We start from the raw sequence: 24486 nt of genomic DNA on the forward strand, positions 1-24486 counted from the left end.
ATCGGCTCATGTCAGACACAGGGGGCGTCCGCTCAGACACCGGAGGCGTCCGCGAAGTGAAGTCCGCGGCGCGCACGGTCGAGCTGCTGGAACTCCTCGCGGCACGCGGCGACCGCCCGGCCCGGCTGCAGGAGCTGGCCGACGAACTCGGCGTGCCGCGCAGCTCGATGTACGCGCTGCTCCAGACCCTGATCTCACGCGGCTGGGTCCGCACCGACGTCACCGGCTCCCTGTACGGCATCGGCATCCACGCCCTGCTCACCGGCACGAGCTACCTCGACTCCGACCCCCGGGTCCGGGCCGTACGGCCCTGTCTCGACGAGGCGTCCGAGGCGCTCGGCGAGACCATCCACATGGGGCGCCTGGACGGCCGGGACGTGGCCTATCTGGCGACGCGGGAGTCGCACGAGTACCTGCGCACGATCAGCCGGGTGGGGCGCCGGCTGCCCGCGCACGTCGGGGCCCTGGGTAAAGCGCTGCTGGCGGAACGCCCGGACGAGGAGCTGCCCGAGGGGCCGTACGAGGCGCTGACCCCCAGCTCGCACACGAGCCGGGAGTCCCTGGCGGCCGATCTCGCGCGAGTCCGGGCCCGTGGCCACTCCGTGGACCGGGAGGAGGGCGTGAGCGGGATCGTCGGCTTCGGGTTCGCCCTGCGCTACGACTCCCCCGCGCTGGACGCGATCAGCTGCTCGGTGCCGGTCGCCCGGCTCACTCCGGAGCATGAGGAGCGGATCGTCGCCGTGATGCGGGAGATCCGGGTGAAGGCCGAGGCGACGGTTCCGGCGGGCGGCGGATCGGTGCACTGGCGTTAGCCGAAACCCGCCGGTGAAGGGCCACCGGCGTGAGCAAAAAGCGCACTTCTACCCGGAGCTCCTTGCCCCAAACGCAACGTGTCCCAGATCACATCTTCTCGGTTCACGCGTTCGACTACTTGCTTGATACAAATTGCCCGCGCGTTCCTGTCCGTCGACGGTCGTCGCCCAATCCCCCTCTTCTCCGCCCTTTCGCATGCCCTGGGAACGCCCGTGTTCGCCCCCCGCACCACTCCCTGGTCCCTCGTCGCCCTTTTCACGGCCGGGTACCTCGCTCCGTATCTGCTGCCGACCACCGTCGGCAGGCTCGATTCGGGTCTTCCGCTCTCCGCCACCCAGGCCGGCGCCGTCGGCAGTGCGCTGCTGCTGAGCTCGGCCGCCGCCGGATTCGCCCTGGCCTCACGGGTGGAGCGGATCGGCGCCCGCACCCTCGCCCGGATCGGGCTCGCCCTGGCCCTGTTCGGCTACGGCGGTGCCGCGCTCACCACCGCCGTCCCCGCCGTCGTCGCGGGCGCTATGGTCGGCGGCTTCGGATCCGGCACGGCCACCACCGTCGCCGCCACCCTCATCGCCGGACAGCGCGACCCCCACCGGGCCTCCACCGCCGGACTGCTGACCGTCTCCGCCCTCGCGGGTGCCGTGTATCTGACGGTCCCGCACCTCGGCCCGGGGCACGGCCTGCCGCTGGCCGCGATCGCCCTCACCGCCCTGGTCGTGTGGCCGCTGACCGGCCGTCTCCCGGCCGGTGTGCCCGCCACACCCACCGCCCGGCACGACAAGGCCCGGTTGCCGCACGCCCGTTCGGGACTGGTGCTGGCCGCCGCCATGCTGTGCTGGTCGCTCGCCCAGAACTCCCTGTGGGGCGTGAGCGGACGGATCGGCCTCGACCAGGCCGGGCTGAGCGAGGCCACCGTCGGTGCCGTCTTCGCCGTGGCGCTGGTGGCCGGACTGACCGGTGTCCTGATGGCGGGCGTGCTCGGGGCGCGACTGGGTCGTGCGGTGCCGATCGGGGCGGGCACGGTCCTCATCGCCGGCTGTATCGCGCTCAGCGCCTCCTCGAGCGACCTGAAGAGCTTCGCGGCCGGCGAGATCGCCTGGAACACGATGTACCCGGTGGTGCTGTCGTATCTGATCGGGCTCGCCGCCTCGCTCGACCCGCGCGGCCGCTGGGCGGTGCTGGTCGGCTCGGCGTCCTCGCTGGGCACGGCCGCCGGACCGCTCACCGGCAGTGTGCTGTCGGCGCAGGCCGGATTCCCGGTCATGGGCGCGATCCTGGCCGCAGGACTGCTGGTCATCGCCGTGCCGATGACCGCCGTCGCCCTGCACACCGGCGGGCGCCCGCTGCTGCCCGGCGCGATCCGCCGCCGCGGCGGCCACCCGGCCGCCCTGGTCGCCGCCGCCACGGGCGCGCCCCACGGCGCGGTCCCCGAGATCGGCGCCCCGGAACAGCCGGTCGTGGAGATCGCCGTGGAGGCCGCGGCCATCCCCACCCAGCGGGCCTACGACAAGGCAGGACCCCGGCAGGCGGGTGCCGCACCGGGGTCCGGAGCCCGGTAGGTCAGCCGAGAGTGCCGCCCGTGCGGGCTCGCCGGTGCACGAACCAGCCCGCCGCCGTGAGGGCCGCCGCCAGCGCGGCCACCGTCAGGACGGTGACGCCGGTGGAGGCGAGACTGCCGGAGGAACCGGCGGCCGACGTCCCGGTGCCGCCACCGGCACCACCGCCGCCGCCCGCGCCGCCCGTCGCAGCGGTACCACCGTCCGTGCCGCCGCCACCGGTGCCGCCCCCGGGTCCCCCACCGTTTCCGCCGTCGGTGCCCACCGGGTCCTGGCCTACGAAGGCGACCGGGACCTTGACGTCCTGGGAGCGGTCGCCGGAGAGGGTGTGGTCGGCGCGGGTGGCCAGGACGCAGGTGGCCTTGAAGCAGTCGGTGTACTCGTCCTTGGCGTCCACCGTCAGCTCGGCCTCGAAGGTGCCGCCCTTGCCGTACGGGATCGCCAGCTCCTGCCCGTAGTCAGGTGGGTTGGAGGAGATCCACGCCGACGAGTGCGAGGTGCCGGACATGTCGACGCCGCCGATGCAGGGGGTGGGCAGTTCACCTTCCCCGTTGTCGACGCACAGGGCGACGTAGACGCCCTTCTTCACGTCGTAGCCGGAGCCGGTGATCTTGAGGGTCTGGTCCTCGGTGGAGAGATGGTTGACCGGGGTGACGGTGAGCTTCTGCCCGTTCGGACCGGTCACGGTCCTGGTGCCGGACGGCTCGGTGTCCTCACCGCTGTCACCGCCCCCGGGACCGCCCCCGGCCTCCTTCACCGTCAGGGAGATCGGAGAGGTGCGGGTGGTACCGGCGGTGTTCTCGAACTCGGCGCGGTACCGGTAGCCGTTCTGCCCCGCCCGCGCCGTGAAGGAGTAGGAGGTGCGCGTCGCGCCCTCGATCGCGGACCAGGTCTGGCCGCCGTCGGTGCTGACCTGCCAGCGCACGGACGGTTCCGGAGTGCCCTCGGCCGCCGCGACGAAGGTGACCTTGTCGCCCGGGGCCACGGTCTGGTCGGTCGGGGACCGGGTGACCTTGGGCGAGACCCGGCGGTCGAACCGGAGGACCGAACTCTCCGCCTGGTGGGTCAGATAGACGGAACCGGCACCCGGAGTCACGGCCACGCCGCCGAAGCCGCCCGCCCGGCTGCCGGGCAGGGCGACGGGCACGGCAGCCTGCTGGAAGGTGACGCTGTCGTACACCTCCAGGACGCCGTTGTTGTCCGCGCCGTCCTCCGCGCTGCCGTAGTCCTCACGGAGAACGAAGGCCTCACCCGTGGTCTTGTCGAAGGCGACCGCGGTGGGCCGGTCCTCGCCCTTGAGGGTCGTCAGGAGCTTCGCGTCCTTGTCGTACACGAGCACCGAAGAGCCCGTCCCCACCCAGACGTTGCCGGTCTCGGGATCCACCTCGACGAAGGCGAGGATCTCCCCGGGCAGGGCGGCCTCGGCAGTCACGGCCAAAGACCCGGCGTCGACACGGCGGAGCTTGCCGCCGGTGGCCTCGGCGGACCAGAGGGTCTTACGGGCGGTGTCGGCCGCGAGGTCGCCCCCGCCGTCGAGGGTGACGGTCCGCCGGACGGCCCCGGTGGCGGTCTCCACCTCGGACAGGGCGGCGCCCTGAGAGATCAGGACGCTGTCCGCGCCGATGCCCGGAGCGGCCCCGGTGACCGCGCCGCCGGGCGGCCAGACGCCCTTCGCCGCCGAGTCGCCGTCCTTGGCGGTGCCGATGCCGCGCACCGGGTACTGGAAGACGACCCCGTCACCGTCGATCGGGGCGATGATCCGCTGCACCGCGCGGGGCTGCATCGTTCCGGTGGAGCCGGGGGCCTGGGCGACATGGCTGAGCAGCTTGCCGTCCCCGGGGTTCAGTACGTACAGGCCCGCCTCGTTGACGTCCGCCGTGTCGGGGATGTTGTCGGAGCCGACGTACAGCTTCCCGGAATCGGGGTGCAGCAGCAGGGCGTTGGGCCGGCCGACGGTGGTGATCTCGGCGGAGCGCGCGTAACCGACGGTGCCCGCCGGGACGTCCACGCCGTCGCCGTCGCCGCCACCGGGGTCCTGGCCCTCGAAGGTGATCGGGATCCGGACGTCCTGGGAGCGGTCACCGGCGGCCCGGTGATCGACGCGCGTGACGACCGAGCAGCGGACCTGGGCGCAGTCGAGACCGCCGTCCTTTGCCTCGGCCTCGATCTCGACGTCGAAGGTGCCGCCGTCGCCGAAGGTCTCGGTGAGCGGGCCCTCGTTGGCATCGCCCTCGGGGACGATCCACTTCGAGGCGCCGCTGCCGCCGCTCTGGTCGGCGCCGCCCAGGCAGGGGGTGGGGATGCGGTTGTCGCCGTTGTCCTTGCACACGGCGACGTAGATGCCCTTGGCGGTGCCGTAGCCGGAGCCGGTGACGCGCAGGGTCTCCCCGTCCGGGTCGAGGTTCGCGGAGGCCGAGACGGTGAGTTTCTGGCCGTTCTTGCCGAGGCCCGTCCTGGGGGTGTCGGCGGCCTGCGCGGCGGTGCCGGCGCCCACGGCGACCGAGGCGGCCACCAGGGCGGCGACGCCGAGCAGCGCCGCCGGGCGTCTGTGCTGCATGAGCGGTTCCTCACATGGTCGGGTGGGCCCGTACGGACGCCGAGGGCCGGGCCCCGGAGTGCCCGGGGGCCCGGCCTGGCGGTGCGTCAGTCGGCCGTCACTGGAAGGTGACCGGGACGTGGACGTCGTACTTGCGGTCGCCGCTGTCGAAGTGGTCGGCGCGGGTCACGATCGCGCAGGTGACGTCGTCGCCGCAGACCTGGCCGTTGTCGAGGGTGGCCTTGACGAAGATGTTCACGCCGAAGGTGCCGCCGGTGCCGAACTTGGAGCTGTTGGCGAACATGCCGCCGAAGGTGTTGTTCACCCAGTGCGAGGCACCGGTGGAGCCGCTCTCGTCCTGGCCGCCCAGACAGGGAGTCGGCTTGGCGGCCCCCTGAGCGCCCGAGACCACGCACAGACCGACGTAGACGCCCTGGCCCGGGTTGAAGCCGGAGCCGGTGACGTTGATGACCTGACCGGCCGCCGAGGCCGTGTTCGGGGCGGTCACCGACAGGTTGTACGTGGTGCCGCCGTCGGTGATCGTGCGGGTCGAGGTGGCGGCGGAGGCCGAGCCGGCCAGGCCCAGAGTGAGGGCGGCGGAGGCGGCGACGGCCCCACCGGCGCGGGCGGCGGTACGGGCGGAGAAGGCGGATCTCATGAGGTACGAGCCCTTTCTCGTCGGTCGACCTCGTTGGTCGACAGCGAGCAAAGATTAGGTAAGCCTTACCTAAATAATCAAGGGTCAGTTCATGGCATGGACCGTGAACTGCGCTACGGCGGAGCCCCGTTGCCCGGTCACGGCCGACAACTCGACCGCGTGCCCACCCTCGGCGGCCGTGACGTACACCGGGAAGGCGCGGGTGACCCGGCCCCCCTCGTCGGCCACCGCCTGGTACCGGGTGTCGCCGTCGACAGTGACGAGCACGACCCCGCCGGGCGCGAAGCCTTCCCCGGTGACCCGCTGCTCTGCGCCGGCGGTGAGGGAGGAGTGCGCGACGGAGGCCACGGGGGCGCTCGAGGGCTCCCGCCGAGGTTCGGGCGTGGGCGCACCCGAGGCCGTGGGGGTCGGCGACGGCGGTACGTCACCGGAAGCACCGCCCCCGGCCCCGGTACCGGCGGTCACGTCCAGCAATCCCAGCGCGTCCCCCGACGCGAACCGTTCCCCGCTCCAGTCGGACAGCAGCCCCGCCCCCTCGTCCGTGAGGGACGCCCGCAGGCCGGTCCAGGTCATCCCGCCCGCACGGACGGCGGGTTCGGCGCCGCCCGCCGCGAACTCGGCCAGCGTCACCTCCTGGGCGCGGCCGTCACGTACGGCACGGACGTGCAGCGCACCGCCGTCCCCGCCGCCGGTCAACTCCAGCCGCAGGCCGCCCAGAACGAGCGGGTCGTCCGGCCCGGCGGACCGTTCGAAGCGGGCGACGCCGCCCAACTCGACGTCCGCCGCCCCGGTTCCGGAATCCGCGCCGCCTCCCGTCGCCGGGAACCAGGACCGATCGGCCGCCCCCTGTACGGCCGGCCGGCCCGGGGCCAGCGCGATGCCTCTGCCGGTGAGGCCGGGCACGTCCGCGTCCCAGCTCGCACACCCTCCGGACACCTCGCGAGGGAGGGCCTCCCCGTCCTGCGCGGCCGCCGCGCCCGGCGACAGCACCGCACACAGGGCGGCACCGACGGCCAGGGCGACGGCGCCGGGTCTTTTCGCCATCTTCGTATCCCCTTCCGGGACATGCCGTGCCTGGACGGCAGTCGAGTCAGCTCACGTCCGCGCGCCCGGCGGCCCGGCGCCCGCGTGCCCAGAACCAGGTACCGGTTCCGGCGGCGACCAGCCCGCCGGCGGCCAGCCCGAGCGACAGCGCGGCGGAGCCGGTACTGGCCAGCGGGCCGCCGGAGCCCTTGTCACCGCTCCCGCCACCGCCACCGCCGTCGGAACCGCCCGTGCCACCCCCGCCGGTCGCGCTCGTCCCGGCGGTCGCGCTCGGCGCGGCCGACACACCGCCACCCCCGGACGGACCGCTACCGAAGGCCACCGGCACCCGGACCGTCTGACTCTGGTCGCCACCGCGCGTGTGGTCGTTGCGCGTGATGACGGCACAGGTCACGCCGGTCTTCGTGCAGTCGGTGTTGGCGTCCTTGGCGCGCACCTTGAGTTTCACGCTGAAGGTGCCGTCGTGCCCGCTGCCGCCGTACGGCTTCGCCAGTCCTTCCCCGTACGAGGGCGGGTCGGAGGAGATCCAGGCAGAAGCACCGGACTCGCCGGACATGTCGACGCCGCCGACGCAGGGAGTGGGAGTCCTGCCAGGGCCGTTGTCCACGCAGAAGGCGACGTAGATGCCCTTCTCCGTGTTGTAGCCGGAGCCGGTGACGGTGACCGTCTCCCCTGCCGTTTTCAGGCCGGAGGACTTGGAAACGGCGAGTTTCTGCCCCTCGGGGCCGGTCGCCGAACCACCGGCGGCAACGGCCGGAGCGGCGGCCGGGACGATCAGGGCCGCGACAGCTCCCACGATCCCCCAAGCTCCCCGATATCGGGCAACTCCCTTGTGGCGCAGGCCAGTTGACGATGGCACGAAACACCCCCACCAAGGTTTTATTTAGGTGAGCCTAACCTAAACTAGCCGTCAATTGTGCGTCGCGAGAGAGGAAAAGTAGAGCCATGCTCAACTCAGCGAGATGCCGTCCCCCCGCCCGCAGGCGCACCTTCGCCGCACTCGCCCTCACCCTCGGACTGCTGACCGGCGCCTGCGGCTCGGACGGCGGCTCATCGCCCTCGGGCGGCCCGGACTCCTCGCCGGCCTCCGCGAGCGCCCGGGCCGCCGCGGCCGAGAAGCAGCTCGCGAAGAACACGATCGTGCCCCTGAAGGGCAAGACCCCCACCCCGAAGCTGCCGGTGACCGTCGACTCGTCCGACGGGCGGAAGGTCACCGTCGAGGACGCCTCCCGCATCCTGCCGCTCAACGGCGGCGTCGCGGAGATCGTGTTCACGCTGGGGCTCGGCGACCGCGTCGTCGGCCGCGACATCACCGCCACCTTCGCCGAGGCGAAGAAGCTCCCCCAGGTCACCAAGGCGCACGATGTGAGCGCGGAGAGTGTGCTGTCCCTGCGGCCGACCGTGGTGCTCGCCGACACCGACACCGGCCCCGACGAGGCGCTCGACCAGATCCGGGACGCCGGAATCCCCGTCGTCGTCCTCGACCCGGCGACGAGGCTGTCCGACGTCACCGCGCGCACGACCCGTATCGCCGAGGCCCTCGGCGTCCCCGACGCGGGCAAGGCGCTCAACCGGCGGATGAGCGCCGGCCTCGCCGCCGCCCGGGACGCCGTGCCCGCCGGCAGCAGGCCCAAGGTCGCGTTCCTCTACCTGCGCGGCAGCGCGGCCGTCTACTTGATCGGCGGCAAGGGCTCAGGCGCCGACTCCCTCATCGAGGCCGCGGGCGCGGTGGACGCGGGCACCGCCGCCGGCCTGGACAAGCCCTTCACCCCGATCACCACCGAGGCCCTCGCCCAGGCTCAGCCGGACGTCATCCTGATGATGTCCAAGGGCCTGGAGTCGGTCGACGGCGTCGACGGCCTCGTCAAGATCCCAGGCATCGCCCAGACCCCCGCCGGCATGAACCGCCGTGTCGTCGACGTCGAGGACGGCGTGCTGCTCGGCTACGGCCCGCGCACGCCGCTGGTCATCGACATCCTGGTGGACCACATCCACGGGAAATGAACGAAACAGGCGGGCCTACGGGAACGCGTAGGCCTCCACCTCGGCGAGATACCGCGCCCGCAGTTCCTCGTCGTCCTCCAGGAACGAGGCGAGGAAGGAGTTGCGGGCGAGCTCCCGCAGCCGCTCCTCGCTCAGGCCGAGGGTGGCGCGCACGGCGTCGAAGTTCTCACCGGCGTACCCGCCGAAGTAGGCCGGGTCGTCCGAGTTCACCGTGCACATGAGCCCGGCGTCCAGCATGGCGGGCAGTGGGTGGTCGGCGAGGGTGTCGACGGTCCGCAGCCGGACGTTCGACAGCGGGCACAGCGTCAGCGGCACCCGGTCCCGCACCAGTCGCTCCACCAGCGCCGGGTCCTCCACACAGCGCAGCCCGTGGTCGACCCGCTCCACGCCGAGGATGTCCAGCGCCTCGGTGATGTACTCCGGCGGCCCCTCCTCGCCGGCGTGCGCGACCCGGCGCAGCCCGAGCGCGGCGGCGGCCTCGTAGACCTCGCGGAACTTCACCGGCGGGTGCCCGACCTCGGCCGAGTCGAGTCCGACGCCGGTGATCCGGTCCAGGTACGGCTTCGCCGCGTCGAGGGTCGCCAGGGCCGACTCGGCGGACTCGTCGCGCAGGAAGCACAGGATCAGCCGGGTAGAGACACCGTGGTTCGCCTCACTGCTGCCCAGCGCCCGCCACAGCCCCTCGACGACCGTGCCGATCTCAAGACCCCGGCTGGTATGGGCCTGCGGGTCGAAGAAGATCTCGGCGTGCCGCACCCCCTGGGCGGCGGCGCGGGCGAGGTAGGCGTTGGCCAGGTCCTCGAAGTCACGCTCGGTGCGCAGGACGGCCATGAGTTCGTAGTACAGGTTCAGGAAGGACTGCAGATCCTCGAACCGGTACGCCTCGCGCAGCTCGTCCGTGTCGGCGTACGGCAGCGTGACGCCGTTGCGCGCAGCGAGCTCGAAGGCGAGTTCCGGTTCCAGGGTGCCTTCGATGTGAAGGTGCAGTTCGGCTTTGGGGAGGGACATCAATTCATCGTACGGCTGATTCACCGACGCTTCGGAACCGGCACTCTCAGTAGATCGTGCGCCACGGTCAGCTCACCCTCATAGCCCGCTGCCCGCGCCTGCCGCTCGAACTCGTCCGAATCGGTGTACCGCTGACTGAAGTGGGTCAGCACCAGATGCCGCACCCCACCGTCCCGGGCCACCCGCGCCGCCTGTCCTGCCGTCAGATGTCCGTGCTCCACGGCGAGTTGCTCGTCCTCGTCGAGGAAGGTCGACTCGATGACGAGCATGTCGCAGCCCTCGGCGAGCGCGTACACCCCGTCGCACAGCCGGGTGTCCATGACGAACGCGAACCGCTGCCCGCGCCGCACCTCACTGACGGCGTCGAGGGGAACCCCGCCGAGCGAGCCCTCGCGCTGGATGCGGCCGACGTCCGGGCCCTTGATGCCGTGCGCGGCGAGCCGCTCGGGCAGCATCCGGCGGCCGTCGGGCTCGACGATCCGATACCCGTACGACTCCACGGGGTGCGACAGCATCCGGGCGTCCAGCGTGTAGCCGCCCGTACGGGCGAGGGGCCCGTCGGCGGAGACGGGTGACTGCGTGATGTCGACGGTCTCGCGGTAGGCGGTGGCGTACCGGAGACGGTCGAAGAAGCGCTGCCCGGAGCGCGGGTAGTGCGCGGTGATCTCGTGCGGCACCTTGTCGAGGTTGATGCGCTGGATGACACCGGCGAGGCCGAGGCTGTGATCGCCGTGGAAGTGCGTGACGCAGATCCGGTTCAGGTCGTGCGCGGCGACCCCGGCCCGCAGCATCTGACGCTGGGTGCCCTCGCCGGGGTCGAACAGGATGCCCTCGCCGTCCCAGCGCAGCAGGTAGCCGTTGTGGTTGCGGTGCCGGGTCGGCACCTGGCTGGCGGTGCCGAGGACCACGAGTTCACGTACGGACAAGGCGCACTACCCGGGGGGCCATTCGAGGCCGCGGCCACCGAGCACGTGGCCGTGCACGTGCCAGACGGTCTGGCCGGCGCCGCTGCCGGTGTTGAAGACGAGGCGGTGGCTGTCGAGCTTCTCCTCGTCGGCGACGGCCTGGGCCTCGCGGATCACGTCCGCGGTGAGGCCGGGGTCGGCTGCGGCGAGGGCGGCGGCGTTCTCGTAGTGCGCCTTGGGGATGATCAGGACGTGGGTGGGGGCCTGGGGGTTGATGTCGCGGAACGCGACGGTGGTGTCTGTCTGTCGCACGATGGTCGCCGGGATGGTGCCGGCGACGATCTTGCAGAACAGACAGTCTTCCTGGGGCTCCCCTGCCATGTCTCCTCCGAGGGTTGGCCGAATGTGGTCGGACTTGGGCATCGTATCGTCGTCTTGTGCGGGTGCGTTTGGGCTGGTCGCGCCCACGCGGCGGAGCCGCAAATCGACACAGCCCCGCGCCCCTCAAAGGGTCGGCACAGCAGGCGGCGTCTTGGCCGGACTGGCCTCCAGGCTCTCCAGTGCCAGTCGGATTGCTTCATCCAGTTGGGTGTCTCTGCCGGCCACGTGGTCCTGCGGGCGCTGCACGACCTCCACGTCCGGGTCCACCCCGTGGTTCTCCACGCCCCACTCGTAGCCCTCCAGCCAGAAGGCGTACTTGGGTTGGGTGACGAGGGTGCCGTCCACGAGGCGGTAGCGGCTGTCGATGCCGATGACGCCGCCCCAGGTGCGGGTGCCGACCACCGGGCCCAGGCCCAGGGCCTTGATCGCGGCGTTGACGATGTCGCCGTCGGAGCCGGAGAACTCGTTGGCGACGGCGACGACGGGGCCGCGAGGGGCGTCCTCGGGGTAGCTGTAGGGGCGCATGCCACGGGGCACGGCCCAGCCGACGATGCGCCGGGCGAGTTTCTCGATGACGAGCTGGGAGGTGTGGCCGCCGCGGTTCTCGCGGACGTCGACGACCAGGCCCTCGCGGGCGACCTCGACGCGCAGGTCGCGGTGGATCTGGGCCCAGCCGGGCGCCTGCATGTCCGGGACGTGCAGGTATCCGAGGCGGCCGCCGGACTTCTCGTGGACGTAGGCACGCCGGTCGGCGACCCAGGCGTGGTAGCGCAGCGGCTCCTCGTCCGCGACCGGGACGACGACGGCGTGCCGGGGGTCTCCGCCGCCGGACGGGGAGATGGTCAGCTCCACCGGCTTGCCCGCCGTGCCGATCAGCAGCGGGCCGGGTCCTGCGACGGGGTCGACCGGCTGTCCCGCGATCGCGAGGATCGCGTCCCCGGGGCGTACGGCGACACCGGGTGCGGCCAGCGGGCTGCGCGCGTCCGGGTCGGAGGTTTCCGAGGGCAGGATGCGGTCGACGCGCCAACTGCCGTCCTCGTGGCGGGAGATGTCCGCGCCGAGCAGGCCCTGGCGGGCGCCACGGCCGTAGCCGCCGCGCGGGGTGACGTAGGCGTGCGAGGTGCCGAGTTCGCCCTGCACCTCCCACAGCAGGTCGACCAGGTCGTCGTGGGTGGCGAGGCGCTCCACGACCGGGCGGTAGCGGTCGAGGACGCCGGACCAGTCGACGCCGCTCATGTCCGGGCGCCAGAAGTGGTCCCGCATGATGCGGCCGTTCTCGTCGAACATCTGTCGCCACTCGGCGGCCGGGTCGACGAACTGGCGTACGCGGCCGAGGTCGACGGTGATGTTGGAGTCGCTGTCGTCGTCGTTCGAGGCGCGCCGGTCGCTGGGGACGACCTTCAGCCGTCCGTCGGTCCACAGCAGCACCCGCTTGCCGTCGCCGCTGACCTCGAAGTGATCGGCGTCGACGGCGAGATGCTCGACGCGCTGCTGGGCGAGGTCGTACCGCTCCAGCTCGGACTTGGGCTCCGGGTCGTCCGGGGTGGCCCGGGACGCGCCTAGCACTCCGGAGACCGGGTGGCGCAGCCACAGGACGCCGTCCTTCGCGGCCCGCAGGTTGGAGTAGCGGGCGGCCTCGACCGGGAAGGGCACGATGCGGTCGGCGAGGCCCTCGATGTCGATGCGGGTGGTGGGGGTGCCCTCGCTGTCGGGGGTCTCCTCCCGGTCGGGCGTCTCGAAGGACCGGCCGTGCCGCTGCGGCCCGAACGGGGACGGTGTGGTCGCCGCGAGGGTGATGAGATGCGGCCGGGCCCCCTCCACGAAGGCCAGGTCGAAGACGTGCTCGTCGTAGACCGGGTCGAAGGAGCGGGTCGACAGGAACGCGAGGTGCTTGCCGTCCACCGTGAACGCGGGCGCGTAGTCCTGGAAGCGCAGCGGGGTCGCCTCGGTGACCGACAGGTCGGTGGTGTTGGCGAGCTTCAGCTGGGACAGGGGCCGCGGGCCGGGGTGGGACCAGGCCAGCCAGGCGGAGTCGGGCGAGAAGACGAGCCCCGACACATCACCGTCCTCGCTCCGGTCCACCTCCCGCACCTCACCCGTCTCCCGCTCGACGAGCAGCAGGCGCCCGTCGTGGGAGGCGACGGCCGCACGGCTGCCGTCGGGCGCCATGGCGAGGTCCAGCACCCGGCCGAGCTGCCCGGCGGCGAGCCGGCGCGGCGTCGCTCCCGGGGCGAGCCCGGTGGCGGGCGCGAACTCCAGGGCATCGTCACCCTCGGCGTCCGTCACCCACACCACCCACTCCTCGCCGTCGGCGCGGAAGGCGCGTGGCTGCCGGGCCCGCACACCGGGCGTCGCGGCGAGGGCGCGGGCGGGGCCGGCGCGGTGGGTGACCCAGTGGACGGAGCCGCGTACGGAGACGGCACTGCCGCGCGCGGTGTGGTCCGGGGACGCCGACCCGAACGACCGGGAGGCCTGCAGCGGAAACGGCTGAAGATCGACGCGCTGCCCGCCCAGCCGCACGTCCAGCCGACGCGGCTCGGCCCCGTCCAGATCATCGAGGACCCACAGCTCACCGGCGCTGGAGTAGACGACCCGGGTGCCGTCGGTCGCGGCGTGCCGGGCGTAGAACCCGTCGATCGGCGTGTGACGCCGCAGATCGGACCCGTCGGCGAGGGAGGAGTACAGCGCGCCGGTGCCCTCGTGATCGGACAGGAACGCGATGCGGTCGCCGGCCCACAGCGGGTACTCGACGTTCCCGTCCAGCTCCGCGTGCAGCCGTACGAACTCCCCGTCCCCTTCCCGGTCGATCCACAACTTCCCGGCGGTACCCCCGCGATACCGCTTCCACCAGGCGGCCTCGCGCCCCATCGGCGCGGACAGCAGGACGACACTCGGCCCGTAGGCGATGTCGCCGACGGGCCCGTACGGCAAGGTGGTGGCCGGACCGCCGTCGAGCGGAACGGCACGCGCCCAGGTACGGCGCAGGCTCGCCTGCCCCTGGGTGCTGATGGCCAGGACCTCACCGTCCGGCGTCCATCCGCGCACCTGGGTCTTCGAACTGCCCCAGTACGTCAGCCGCTTGGCGGGTCCGCCCTCGGCCGGGGCGATGTGCACCTCGGGAGCGCCGTCGCGGGTGGAGGTCCACGCGACGGTCGTCCCGTCGGGCGAGATACGAGGGTGGGTCACCGGCACGTTTTCGGCGCTGACCCGCCAGGCCCGGCCGCCGTCGAGAGGGGCGAGCCACACGTCGTCCTCGGCGGTGAAGGCGACCAGGTCGCCGTGCACGTGGGGGAACCGGAGGTAAGCAGGCGATGCGGACTGAGTCACCCGATCACCCTATGCAGGGACGGCGCCGCGCGGACAGACTTCGGATCACTTGCCCTCGACGGGCCGGCAGTCCGGATACCGCTCGCACCAGATGGTCTGTGTGACGGTCACGGTGGCAGTGGGTCCTGGCTGCCCGTTCGTGGGCCCGCCCCCACCGGCGACGGAGTGGCGTCGCAGTTGCCGAGCCCGTCGACCTCGAACCACACCTTGCCGTCGACCTTGGCGGTGATCTTCCCGCGTACGCATTCGCCGTCCACGGCGTGGGTGATCCTGCCGGTGACGGTGATGTCCTTCCCGTCCTTGGTCTCCCCTTCACAGTCCACCGTGACGACAGTCTTCTCACGCGCCGAGGGCGATGCGTTCCCGCCCTTGCCGGAGTCCCCGTACGAGGCGGTACACGTCAGCCAACGCACGCCCGCCTTCTGCCGGTTGAGCTCCTTGGTGACGGTTTCGTCGGTCGTATAGGCGACGGCCGCGGAACTGATCCCCGCCCCGGGTTCGCAGGCGACAGCACCACCCACACCGACCACCGCGAACACCGCCACGGCCGCGACCCGCCGGCCGCGCGAGCCCCGCCCGATCCTCCTCGATGCCCCCATGGAAGGCAGCCTGCCACCGACGGGGGCGGGGCGGTAGAGCGCATACGGCCACCACGGCCCATAGCGGTCGGGGCGTCAACGGACAGTGGGTGGGTGTCCCGACGCACACTCCCCGTACGGTTTCAGGACCACCGGCCGGTGCGGGCCAGGAGTGCAGCGGTGGCAGCCGTACCGGCGGTCGACGTGCGCAGCACACTGCGCCCCAGCCGGTACGCCTTCGCCCCGGCCTCCTCGAACTGCGCCAACTCCTCGGGCGCCACGCCCCCTTCGGGCCCCACGACCAGCACGATCTCGCCGGAGGACGGCAGTTCGGCGGTCGCCAGCGGCTCGTCCCCGCTCTCGTGGAGCACGGCGGCGAAGTCGGCACCGGCCAGCAGCGCAGCGACCTGCTTGGTCGAAGCCGCCTCCGCGACCTCAGGAAACCGCACCCGGCGCGACTGCTTCCCGGCCTCCCGGGCCGTCGCCCGCCACTTGCCCAGCGCCTTCAGCCCTCGCTCGCCCTTCCACTGCGTGATGCAACGCGCCGCCGCCCACGGCACGATCGCGTCGACACCGACCTCGGTCATCGTCTCGACGGCCAGTTCCCCGCGGTCGCCCTTGGGCAGCGCCTGGACGACGGTGACCCGGGGCTGCTCCACCGGCTCCTCGGTCACCGAGTCCAGCCGGACGATCAGCCGGTCCTTGCCCTCCGTGTCGAGTACGACGCAGTCCGCCCAGCGGCCGGCCCCGTCCGTGAGGACGATGTCCTCGCCGGGCCGCAGCCGCTTCACGGAGACGGCGTGCCTCCCTTCCGGCCCGTCGAGGACGTACCGGCCACCGCCACCGCCCGCGTCGAGATGCTCGACCACGAACACCGGCGCGGTCATCGAACGCCGCCCAGCACCGCGCGCGCCGTGGCGAGTTCACCGGCCAGCACCTCGACCAGCTGCCCGGCGGGCAGCTCCCGCGCCATCCGGTGACCCTGCCCGGCCCAGAGGGCCATGCCCTGCGCGTCCCCCGCCTTGGCGGCGGCCTTGCGCAGCGGCGAGGTCAGGTGGTGGATCTCGGGGTAGGCGGGCGGCGCGTACGGCCCGTGCTCGCGCAGGAAGCGGTTGACGAGGCCGCGCGCCGGACGCCCGGAGAAGGCCCGGGTCAACTCCGTACGCACGAACAGGGGGTTGGTCAGCGCCTGCTTGTGCAGGGAGTTCGCGCCCGACTCGTGCGTGGCGAGGAAGGCGGTGCCGAGCTGGGCCGCACTCGCGCCGGCCGCGAGCACCGCGGCGATCTGGCCGCCGCGCATGATGCCGCCGGCGGCGACGATCGGGATGCTCACGGATTCCCGGATCTGGGCGACCAGCGACAGCAGCCCGATGCCGGAACCGTCCAGCTCGGGGATGTCCCGGTGGGTGCCCTGGTGGCCGCCGGCCTCGACGCCCTGCGCGATGACCCCGTCCGCGCCCGCCCGCTCCACGGCCCGGGCCTCGTCGGGGGTGGTCGCGGCGGCCAGGACGAAGGTGCCGACGCGGTGCAGGGTGTCGATGACCTCACGGCTCGGCACGCCGAAGTGGAACGACACCACCGGCACGGGGTTGTCGCGCAGCACCGCGAGCTTGGTCTCGTAGCCGTCGTCGCGACCGCTGTCGGGGTCGCCGAGCTCGGCCTCGTACCAGGTGGCCTCGCCGGCCAGCTGGTGGGCGTAGACGTCGACGGCGGCGGCAGCAGGGAGTGCGGCGCCAGCCGCTCCAGTGGAGCCGGTGCTTGCACCGGGGTACTCGGGCTGGGGCATGAAGACGTTCACGCCGAAAGGCCTGCTCGTGAGGCTCCGCAGCTGCTTGATCTCCTGGTACACCCCGTCGGCGGTCTTGTACCCGGCGGCGAGGAATCCGAGCCCGCCCGCCTCGCACACGGCGGCGGCGAGCTGCGGTACGGAGACGCCACCCGCCATGGGGGCCTGCACGATCGGATGCGGGAAGAGATCGGTCAGCGCGGAGGACATGACCGCATGTTGTCACGTCCTCCGAACAACCCCGAAACCGGCCTGCCATGTGGCATAGACCAGAGGAACGGGCCCTCCGGAAGCCGTTCACCAGCCCGCGTCAACGCCCGTTGAACGCGTCTTTCAATCGGGAGAACAGCCCCTGTTGCCCGGGCTGGAACTGCCCCGTGGGCCGCTCCTCGCCCCGCAGCTTGGCCAGCTCGCGCAGCAGCCGCTCCTGCTCGGGGTCGAGCTTGGTCGGCGTCTGGACCTCGACGTGGACGATGAGGTCGCCGCGTCCGCCGCCCCGCAGGTGCGTGATGCCCCGGCCGTGCAGCGGGATCGACTGGCCGGACTGGGTGCCCGGGCGGATGTCGACCTCCTCCATGCCGTCCAGCGTCTCCAGCGGCACCTTCGTGCCGAGGCACGCGGCCGTCATGGGGATCGTCACCGTGCAGTGCAGGTCGTCGCCGCGCCGCTGGAACGTGGAGTGCGGGAGTTCGTGGATCTCGACGTAGAGATCACCGGCGGGACCGCCACCGGGCCCGACCTCGCCCTCGCCGGCGAGCTGGATGCGCGTGCCGTTGTCGACACCCGCGGGGATCTTCACGGTCAGGGTCCGCCGGGAGCGGACGCGGCCGTCACCGGCGCACTCCGGGCACGGCGTCGGCACCACGGTCCCGAAGCCCTGGCACTGCGGGCAGGGCCGGGACGTCATGACCTGGCCGAGGAACGACCGGGTGACCTGCGACACCTCACCGCGGCCGCGGCACATGTCACACGTCTGCGCGCTCGTCCCCGGCGCGGCGCCCTCGCCGCTGCAGGTGTTGCAGACGATGGCCGTGTCGACCTGGATGTCCTTGGTCGTACCGAACGCGGCCTCGTCGAGCTCGATCTCGATACGGATCATGGCGTCCTGGCCGCGGCGGGTGCGCGAGCGCGGACCGCGCTGCGACGCCGTGCCGAAGAACGCGTCCATGATGTCGGAGAAGTTCCCGAAGCCACCGGCTCCGAAGCCGCCCGCGCCGCCGCCGGCGGCCTGCGAGAGCGGGTCGCCGCCGAGGTCGTAGACCTGCTTCTTCTGCGGGTCCGACAACACCTCGTAAGCGGCGTTGATCTCCTTGAACCGCTCCTGGGTCTTCGGATCGGGGTTGACGTCCGGGTGCAGCTCGCGTGCGAGCCGCCGGAAGGCCTTCTTGATCTCTTCCTGCGACGCGTCGCGGCGCACGCCGAGTACGGCGTAGTAGTCCGTGGCCACTACGACTCCGCCAGGATCTGTCCGACGTACCGTGCCACTGCGCGTACCGCTCCCATCGTTCCCGGGTAGTCCATGCGGGTCGGTCCGACCACGCCGAGCTTGGCGACTGCCTCGCCGCCCGAACCGTAGCCGACCGACACGACGGACGTGGAGTTGAGTCCTTCGTGGGCGTTCTCATGACCGATACGTACGGTCACGCCCGGATCCTGCGCCTCGCCGAGCAGCTTGAGGAGCACGACCTGCTCCTCGAGTGCCTCCAGCACCGGCCGGATCACCAGGGGAAAGTCATGCCCGAAGCGGGTGAGATTGGCGGTGCCGCCGATCATCAGCCGCTCCTCGTTCTCCTCGACGAGCGTCTCCAGAAGCGTGGAGAGCACCATGGAAACCGTACCCCGGTCCTCGTGCTCGAACGCCTCCGGCAGATCCTCCACCAAACTCGGCACATCCGCGAAACGGCGGTTCGCGACACGGCTGTTGAGCCGTGCGCGCAGATCCGCGAGCGATGCCTCGCCGAAGGGCGCCACGCAGTCGACCACGCGCTGCTCGACCCGCCCGGTGTCCGTGATCAGCACGAGCATCAGACGCGCGGGCGCGAGGGAGAGCAACTCCACATGCCGCACGGTCGACCGGGTCAGCGACGGGTACTGCACGACGGCCACCTGGCGCGTGAGCTGCGCGAGCAGCCGTACCGTACGCGCCACGACGTCGTCGAGGTCTACGGCGCCCTCGAGGAAGTTCTGGATCGCGCGCCGCTCCGGCGCGGTCATCGGCTTGACGCCGGCCAGCTTGTCCACGAACAGCCGGTAGCCCTTGTCGGTGGGGATGCGCCCGGCACTGGTGTGCGGCTGGGCGATGTATCCCTCGTCCTCGAGGGCCGCCATGTCGTTGCGGACGGTGGCCGGGGAGACGCCGAGGCTGTGCCGCTCGGTGAGGGCCTTGGAGCCGACGGGCTCCTCGGTGCCGACGTAGTCCTGGACGATGGCGCGGAGCACCTGAAGCCTGCGTTCACTGAGCATCGCGCACACCTCCAGATGTCGTCCGTGCTGCCCTGCCTGTCGTGGCCTGGCACTCTGCGCGTGCGAGTGCCAGCATTCCCCGGCCCAGTGTACGGCGGTGGGGTGCACCCCCGGCAAGGCTGGTCGTGCGCTGTCGTGCCCGCGACGGGTGTCACCGCTAGCGTCGCCGTATGACGGTGACTTGGGAAGAGCTCGGGTGGGTACGGGTGGCCGCCGGGGTGGGCCGGTGCCGGCTTCCGGTGTGGGACTGCACGGCGGGACTGGTCGCCGGTGAGGGCGCGGTCCTCATGATCGACGCGGGGTCCAGCCCGGCCGAGGGCGCGCGGTTGCGCTCGCAGGCGCGGTCGCTCACCGGTCATCGTGTGACGCATCTCGCGCTGACCCACCCCCACTTCGACCACGTTTTCGGCGCGGCGGCCTTCCCGGAGGCGGAGGTGTTCGGCGCGGTGGGCGTGGATTCGGTCCTCACCCGCGTGCGTGACCGCGAGGAGCTGCGCGCGGACGCGGTGCGCAACGGCCTGGCGGCGCCTGTCGCGCGGGAGTCGGCGGACCGGCTGGTCCCGCCCCGCCATCTGGTCTCCGGCGAGTGGACGCTCGACCTGGGCGGCGGCCGCCAGGTGCTGCTGGCGAACGTGGGCCCGGGGCACACCGCGCACGACCTGGTGGTGCTGGTGCCGGGCGATCCGGAGGTGGTGTTCTGCGGCGACCTGGTCGAGGAGTCCGGCGAGCCCCAGGCGGGCCCCGACGCCGTGCCGTCGCACTGGCCGGCCGCGCTGGACCGGCTGCTGGATCTGGGCGGTGAGGACGCGCTGTACGTGCCCGGTCACGGAGCGGTGGTGGACGCGGCGTTCGTCCGGGCCCAGCGGGACGCGCTGGCCGCGCGTTTCGGCGTGTCGCGGTGATCGCCGTTCGCCTTCTCCTATCGTCATTCGAATGCGCCAGTACTCCGCCGACCTGACCCCACCGTGGAAGAAGCCGAAGCCGGTGCCCGAGGTTCCGGCGGATCCGGGCCTGGTGGTCGAGGAGGCCGGGAGTGGCTTCTGCGGCGCGGTGATCCGCTGCGAGGCGGGCACAGTGACGCTGGAGGACCGCTTCGGCAAGCACCGGGTGTTCCCGATGGAGCCGCGCGGCTTCCTGCTGGAGGGCAGGGTGGTGACGCTGGTCCGCCCGTCGTTCGGCCCCGCCCGCCCCACGCGCACCGCCTCCGGTTCGGTGGCCGTCCCCGGCGCACGCGCGCGTGTCGCCCGCGCCGGCCGCATCTACGTCGAGGGCCGGCACGACGCCGAGCTGGTCGAGAGGGTGTGGGGCGACGACCTGCGCATCGAGGGCGTGGTCGTGGAGTACCTGGAGGGCGTCGACGACCTGCCGTCGATCGTGGCCGAATTCGCACCCGGCCCGGACGCGCGGTTGGGCGTCCTGGTGGACCACCTCGTGCCGGGCTCCAAGGAGTGGCGCATCGCGCAGTCGGTGACGAGTGAGCACGCCCTGGTGGTGGGCCACCCGTACATCGACATCTGGGAAGCGGTGAAGCCGACGTCCCTGGGCTTCCAGTCCTGGCCCAGGGTCCCGCGCGGCCAGGACTGGAAGACGGGCGTGTGCCGCTCCCTGGGCTGGCCGCCCAACACGGGCGCGGCCTGGCAGCGAATCCTCTCGGGGGTCCGCTCCTACAAGGACCTGGAGCCGGAGCTGCTGGGCAGGGTCGAGGAACTGATCGACTTCGTAACGGCCTAGCCGCGCACATGCGCGCCGCCCCAGCCGCGGGCATGCGTGCCGCCCCAGCCGCGGGCATACGTGCCGCCCCAGCTGCGGGCATGCGTGCCGCTAGGGGCGGCACGGGTGGGCGCGGCCGCACCCCGCTACGCCGGGCTGCGCAACGCCCCGACCTCAGCACCGACCCCGAGCACCTCAGTCCACGAGATCCCGAACCACCCCATCCGCCAGCAACCGCCCACGCAGGGTCAACACCGCACGCCCCTGCTCATACGGCCCTTCCTGAAGCAACCCCTCCGACAGCGCCCCGCGCGACGCGGCAAGCCCCTCCTCCCGCAGCAACGCCAACGGCACCCCCTCCCGCAGCCGCAGCTCCAGCAGAATCCGCTCGACCCGCCGGTCCTCCTCCGACAGCACCTCACGCCCGGCCCCAGGCGACCGCCCCACCGCCAGCGCCCCCGCATAAGCCCCCGGATGCTTGACGTTCCACCACCGGACGCCCCCCACATGGCTGTGCGCCCCCGGCCCGGCCCCCCACCAGTCGGCCCCCCGCCAGTACAGCTCGTTGTGCAGACACCGCCCGGCCTCCGAGGTCGCCCAGTTGGACACCTCGTACCACTCGAAGCCCGCCGAGGACAGCGCATCCTCGGCGATGAGATAGCGGTCGGCGTGAACGTCGTCGTCCGTCATGGGGACCTCGCCCCGGCGGATACGACGAGCGAGCTGCGTGCCCTCCTCCACGATCAGGGCGTACGCGCTGACGTGATCAGGCCCGGCCCCGAGCGCCGCGCTCAGCGTGGCCCGCCAGTCGTCGTCGCTCTCCCCCGGCGTGCCGTAGATCAGATCCAGATTGACGTGCTCGAAGCCCGCCGCCCGCGCCTCCGCCACACATGCCTCCGGCCGTCCCGGCGTATGCGTACGGTCCAGCACCTTCAGCACATGCTGCCGCGCGCTCTGCATACCGAAGGAGACCCTGTTGAAGCCGCCCTCCCGCAGCGCCGCCAGATACGCCGGATCCACCGACTCCGGGTTCGCCTCCGTCGTGATCTCGGCATCCGGCGCCAGTCCGAACTCGTCACGGATCGCGCCCAGCATCCGTACGAGATCACCGGCGGCCAGCAGCGTGGGCGTCCCCCCGCCGACGAACACCGTACGAACGGGCCGCGGATCGTCCCCCAGCACCTTGCGTGCCAGGCGGACCTCCTCGACCAGCGTCTCGGCGTAGTTGTCGCGGGAGGCCAGCACACCGCCGCTGCCGCGCAGCTCGGTCGCCGTGTAGGTGTTGAAGTCGCAGTAGCCGCAGCGGGTCGCGCAGTACGGGACGTGCAGATAGAACCCGAGCGGACGGCCGGCGGCCCCGGCGAGCGCGGAGGCGGGCAGCGCGCCGTCGTCGGGGACGGGCTCGCCGTCGGGAAGTGCGGAAGGCATGCCCTCCATTGTCCAGCACCGGGGGCACTCAGTCCGCCTGGAGCACGAGCAGCGCGAGATCGTCGGCCGGCGGCCTCGCCCCGAACTCGTGCACCAGCCGCTTGATCCGCTCGGCTATCAGCTCGGCGTCCAGCCCCGCGCACCCGGCCAGCGCCGACGCGAGCCCGTCCTCGTCGTCGAACTGGCGGGAGCCCGAGCGGCGCTCGGTCACGCCGTCGGTGACGCACAGCAGCGTGTCGCCGGGCCGCAGCTCGAAGGTGTCGCTGGTGTACGTGGCGTCCTCGACGACGCCCAGGAGGGTCTGCGGCCGCGCTGTCGCGTGGACCTCGCCGCCCGCGCCGAGCAGCAGCGGGAGCGGGTGCCCGGCGGAGGCGACGGTGCAACGGACACCGCCGTCGAAGGGGACCAGTTCGCCGTAGAGCAGGGACAGGAAGCGCGTCTGGGGGCCGTCGCCGGGCGGGGTCGGCCGGGCGCCCGCGGCCACCAGCGCCCGGGCCGCCGCGTCGGCGGCCTCCGTGGCGTCGTCGAGCAGCAGCTGGTTGAGGCGGTCGAGGACGTCGGCGACCCGGTAGCCCTCGCGGGCCAGCAGCCGCAGCCAGGGCCGGGCCAGGCCGATCACGACGGCCGCCTCGGGGCCCTTGCCCTGGACGTCGCCGACGGCGAAGCACCAGCGGCCGTCTCCGGCCGGGAACAGGTCGTAGAAGTCGCCGCTGGGCCCGCCCTTGTCGTACGGCTCGTAGACGAGCGCGCTGCGCACGCCGGGGATCTCGGCGACGGCGCCGGGCAGCAGTCCGCGCTGGAGCACGGCGCTGATGGTGGCCTGGCGGGCGTACTGGCGGGCGGCGCCGATGGCGAGGGCGACGCGGCGGCTGAGGTCCTCCACGAGGCCGGTGATCTCGTCGGGGAAGCCGGCGGCCCCGGACCGGCCGATGACCAGGGTGCCCAGCGGGCGTCCCCCGGCGACCAGCCGGTACGCGAGTGCCGACCCCGGCTCGCCCGGCGCCTCACCGAGCGCCTCGCCCGGCCAGGGGTAGTCGACGGGCCCGGACCCGGGCGGGTCGGACGGATGCGGCGGGTCCTTCTCCAGGGCCCGGCGCAGCTCCTCGATGCGGTTCTCACTGCCGTGCCAGACCCGGGCCAGTCGCGCCCCGCCTCCTCCTGCCCCACCGCTCCAGCCGCCTCCGGTGGCCTCGTCCTCCAGCCACACCGCGCACCAGTCGGCCAGCCGCGGCACGATCAGCTGCCCGGCGAGGGCGGCGACCAGGTCCTCGTCGAGCTGCCCGGCGAGCAGGTCGGAGGCCTCGGCGAGGAAGGAGAGGGCGCCGCGACCCAGCCAGGCACCGTCGCGTCCGTCGCCACCGCCCTCGTGACGGTCCCGCCAGTCCCGTACGTCGTTCCAGTCACGCCAGTCCCGTAAGCCGCGGGAGTCCTGCGGGTCGTGCCGGTCACGCCACCGCCGCCCGGCCTCCCCCGGCTCCTCGGTCTCCCGCCCCTCACGCGGCTCCGGCGCCAGGATCTCCGCCACCCGCAGACCGCGCGCCAGCGCCTGCTCCTCGGCGTACGCCTCGATCTGCTCGCCCGCCGCGCACCCCCCGGCGGGCAGCCGAGCCCATACGGTCTTCCGGCCCGTGCGGTACGTGATGCCCCAGGCCTCGGAGAGCGCGCCGACGAGCCGCAGGCCGCGCCCGTACTCGGGGATGTCGTGCGGTGTCTCCGGCTCGCCGCCGCGCGGGGCGCGTGAGGGGTGGTGGTCGCAGACCTCTACGACGAGCGCGGCCGTCTCCTTGTCACCGCCGTCGTGCACGCCGTCGCCTCCGTCGCCGACTTCCAGCCGGCACTCCAGCTCGACGTCCGTGCCGGCGTGCACGACGGCGTTGGTGACGAGTTCGCTGACCACGAGTGTGGCGTCGTCGGCGAGGCGGTCGGTGAGGTGCTCGGTGCCGGGCAGGCCGAGCCGGGTCCAGTCGGCGAGCGCCGAGCGCACGAGGGCGCGTGCGGTGCCCGGCGCGAGCGAGCTGCCGGACAGGGTTGCGTGCGCCCGCGCGCACTCCCGTGCGGGCGCCTCGTATATGGGTGCGGGCGCCGCGCAGGCCGACGCGCACGCGTCGGGCGTGAGCGTCTCGGCAGTCGGTGCCGACTCCTCGGAAACGGGCTCGTCCTCAACGGACACAGGCGTCTCCGAGCCGTGTGCAGGCGCCTGCGAGGCACGGAAGGCGGTCTCCCGTTGCGTCGGAATGGCCCCCATGGACAGCTCCCCGGGCAGTTCGTACGAATACGCCACAGTCGATGCCG

At 72.6% G+C, this 24486-nt stretch carries 19 protein-coding genes and 1 pseudogene; 5 read left to right on the forward strand and 15 right to left on the reverse strand.

Annotated elements, in window-relative coordinates:
- Positions 1-8 precede the first annotated feature (8 nt).
- Both ACQEV8_RS14260 and ACQEV8_RS14265 read left to right on the forward strand, forming a co-directional pair.
- A complete protein-coding gene (locus tag ACQEV8_RS14260; protein ID WP_432960115.1) occupies positions 9-812 on the forward strand; it encodes an IclR family transcriptional regulator in 804 nt (267 codons plus the stop codon).
- A gap of 213 nt (positions 813-1025) precedes the next feature.
- The gene (locus tag ACQEV8_RS14265) at positions 1026-2369 is read left to right on the forward strand and encodes an MFS transporter (RefSeq protein ID WP_432960117.1); all 1344 of its coding nucleotides are present in this window, start codon (positions 1026-1028) and stop codon (positions 2367-2369) included.
- Position 2370: 1 nt separating this feature from the next.
- Here ACQEV8_RS14265 and ACQEV8_RS14270 read toward each other — a convergent pair whose 3' ends face one another.
- The 4 genes from ACQEV8_RS14270 to ACQEV8_RS14285 all read right to left on the reverse strand — a co-directional run bounded on the left by ACQEV8_RS14270 (position 2371) and on the right by ACQEV8_RS14285 (position 7400).
- Positions 2371-4923, reverse strand: a complete 2553-nt coding sequence (locus ACQEV8_RS14270) for an immunoglobulin I-set domain protein (protein WP_432960119.1) — start codon at positions 4921-4923, stop codon at positions 2371-2373.
- A gap of 97 nt (positions 4924-5020) precedes the next feature.
- On the reverse strand, positions 5021-5560 hold the full coding sequence (locus ACQEV8_RS14275; protein WP_432960121.1) for a hypothetical protein: 540 nt from the start codon (positions 5558-5560) through the stop codon (positions 5021-5023).
- 84 nt (positions 5561-5644) lie between these two features.
- Positions 5645-6604 carry a hypothetical protein gene (locus ACQEV8_RS14280; protein WP_432960123.1) on the reverse strand — a complete coding sequence of 320 codons (960 nt, stop codon included), beginning with the start codon at positions 6602-6604 and terminating at the stop codon, positions 5645-5647.
- Between the two features lie 46 nt (positions 6605-6650).
- The gene (locus ACQEV8_RS14285; protein WP_432960125.1) at positions 6651-7400 is read right to left on the reverse strand and encodes a hypothetical protein; all 750 of its coding nucleotides are present in this window, start codon (positions 7398-7400) and stop codon (positions 6651-6653) included.
- Positions 7401-7549: 149 nt separating this feature from the next.
- Here ACQEV8_RS14285 and ACQEV8_RS14290 point away from each other — a divergent pair, with 149 nt between their 5' ends.
- Positions 7550-8608 (forward strand): heme/hemin ABC transporter substrate-binding protein, encoded by a 1059-nt coding sequence (locus ACQEV8_RS14290; protein ID WP_432960127.1) that lies wholly within the window; start codon positions 7550-7552, stop codon positions 8606-8608.
- 15 nt (positions 8609-8623) lie between these two features.
- Here the strand turns inward: ACQEV8_RS14290 and ACQEV8_RS14295 are convergent, their stop codons facing one another.
- The 9 genes and pseudogenes from ACQEV8_RS14295 to hrcA all read right to left on the reverse strand — a co-directional run bounded on the left by ACQEV8_RS14295 (position 8624) and on the right by hrcA (position 19056).
- A complete protein-coding gene (locus tag ACQEV8_RS14295; RefSeq protein ID WP_432960129.1) occupies positions 8624-9616 on the reverse strand; it encodes an adenosine deaminase in 993 nt (330 codons plus the stop codon).
- A gap of 20 nt (positions 9617-9636) precedes the next feature.
- Entirely contained in the window at positions 9637-10542 is a 906-nt protein-coding gene (locus ACQEV8_RS14300; protein WP_432960131.1) for a ribonuclease Z, read from the reverse strand.
- 6 nt (positions 10543-10548) lie between these two features.
- Positions 10549-10902, reverse strand: coding sequence for a histidine triad nucleotide-binding protein (locus ACQEV8_RS14305; protein WP_215121481.1), 354 nt, complete (start codon positions 10900-10902; stop codon positions 10549-10551).
- 123 nt (positions 10903-11025) lie between these two features.
- The gene (locus ACQEV8_RS14310) at positions 11026-14229 is read right to left on the reverse strand and encodes a S41 family peptidase (RefSeq protein ID WP_432960134.1); all 3204 of its coding nucleotides are present in this window, start codon (positions 14227-14229) and stop codon (positions 11026-11028) included.
- 45 nt (positions 14230-14274) lie between these two features.
- Positions 14275-14828, reverse strand: a pseudogene (locus tag ACQEV8_RS14315) (hypothetical protein).
- A 122-nt stretch (positions 14829-14950) separates the two neighbouring features.
- Complete coding sequence (locus ACQEV8_RS14320; protein WP_432960136.1) at positions 14951-15694, reverse strand: 16S rRNA (uracil(1498)-N(3))-methyltransferase; 744 nt, start codon at positions 15692-15694, stop codon at positions 14951-14953.
- Positions 15691-16803 carry a nitronate monooxygenase gene (locus ACQEV8_RS14325; protein ID WP_432960138.1) on the reverse strand — a complete coding sequence of 371 codons (1113 nt, stop codon included), beginning with the start codon at positions 16801-16803 and terminating at the stop codon, positions 15691-15693. The genes ACQEV8_RS14320 and ACQEV8_RS14325 overlap by 4 nt, the downstream gene beginning before the upstream one ends.
- Before the next feature lie 100 nt (positions 16804-16903).
- Complete coding sequence (gene dnaJ, locus ACQEV8_RS14330; RefSeq protein ID WP_432960140.1) at positions 16904-18040, reverse strand: molecular chaperone DnaJ; 1137 nt, start codon at positions 18038-18040, stop codon at positions 16904-16906.
- A complete protein-coding gene (hrcA, locus tag ACQEV8_RS14335) occupies positions 18040-19056 on the reverse strand; it encodes a heat-inducible transcriptional repressor HrcA (protein ID WP_432960142.1) in 1017 nt (338 codons plus the stop codon). Before hrcA ends, dnaJ begins: the two co-directional genes overlap by 1 nt.
- A 170-nt stretch (positions 19057-19226) precedes the next feature.
- On the opposite strand from hrcA, the gene ACQEV8_RS14340 reads away from it, so the two are divergent.
- Positions 19227-19958, forward strand: coding sequence for an MBL fold metallo-hydrolase (locus ACQEV8_RS14340; RefSeq protein ID WP_432960144.1), 732 nt, complete (start codon positions 19227-19229; stop codon positions 19956-19958).
- Positions 19959-19989: 31 nt separating this feature from the next.
- Complete coding sequence (locus ACQEV8_RS14345; protein ID WP_432960146.1) at positions 19990-20787, forward strand: DUF3097 domain-containing protein; 798 nt, start codon at positions 19990-19992, stop codon at positions 20785-20787.
- 174 nt (positions 20788-20961) lie between these two features.
- On the opposite strand, the gene hemW is transcribed toward ACQEV8_RS14345, so the two are convergent.
- Together hemW and ACQEV8_RS14355 are read right to left on the reverse strand one after the other, a co-directional pair.
- Complete coding sequence (hemW, locus tag ACQEV8_RS14350) at positions 20962-22194, reverse strand: radical SAM family heme chaperone HemW (RefSeq protein ID WP_432960148.1); 1233 nt, start codon at positions 22192-22194, stop codon at positions 20962-20964.
- A gap of 28 nt (positions 22195-22222) precedes the next feature.
- Complete coding sequence (locus ACQEV8_RS14355; protein ID WP_432960150.1) at positions 22223-24439, reverse strand: SpoIIE family protein phosphatase; 2217 nt, start codon at positions 24437-24439, stop codon at positions 22223-22225.
- Positions 24440-24486 lie beyond the last annotated feature (47 nt).

The organism is Streptomyces sp. CA-179760 (assembly GCF_050937045.1).
GTDB lineage: Bacteria > Actinomycetota > Actinomycetes > Streptomycetales > Streptomycetaceae > Streptomyces.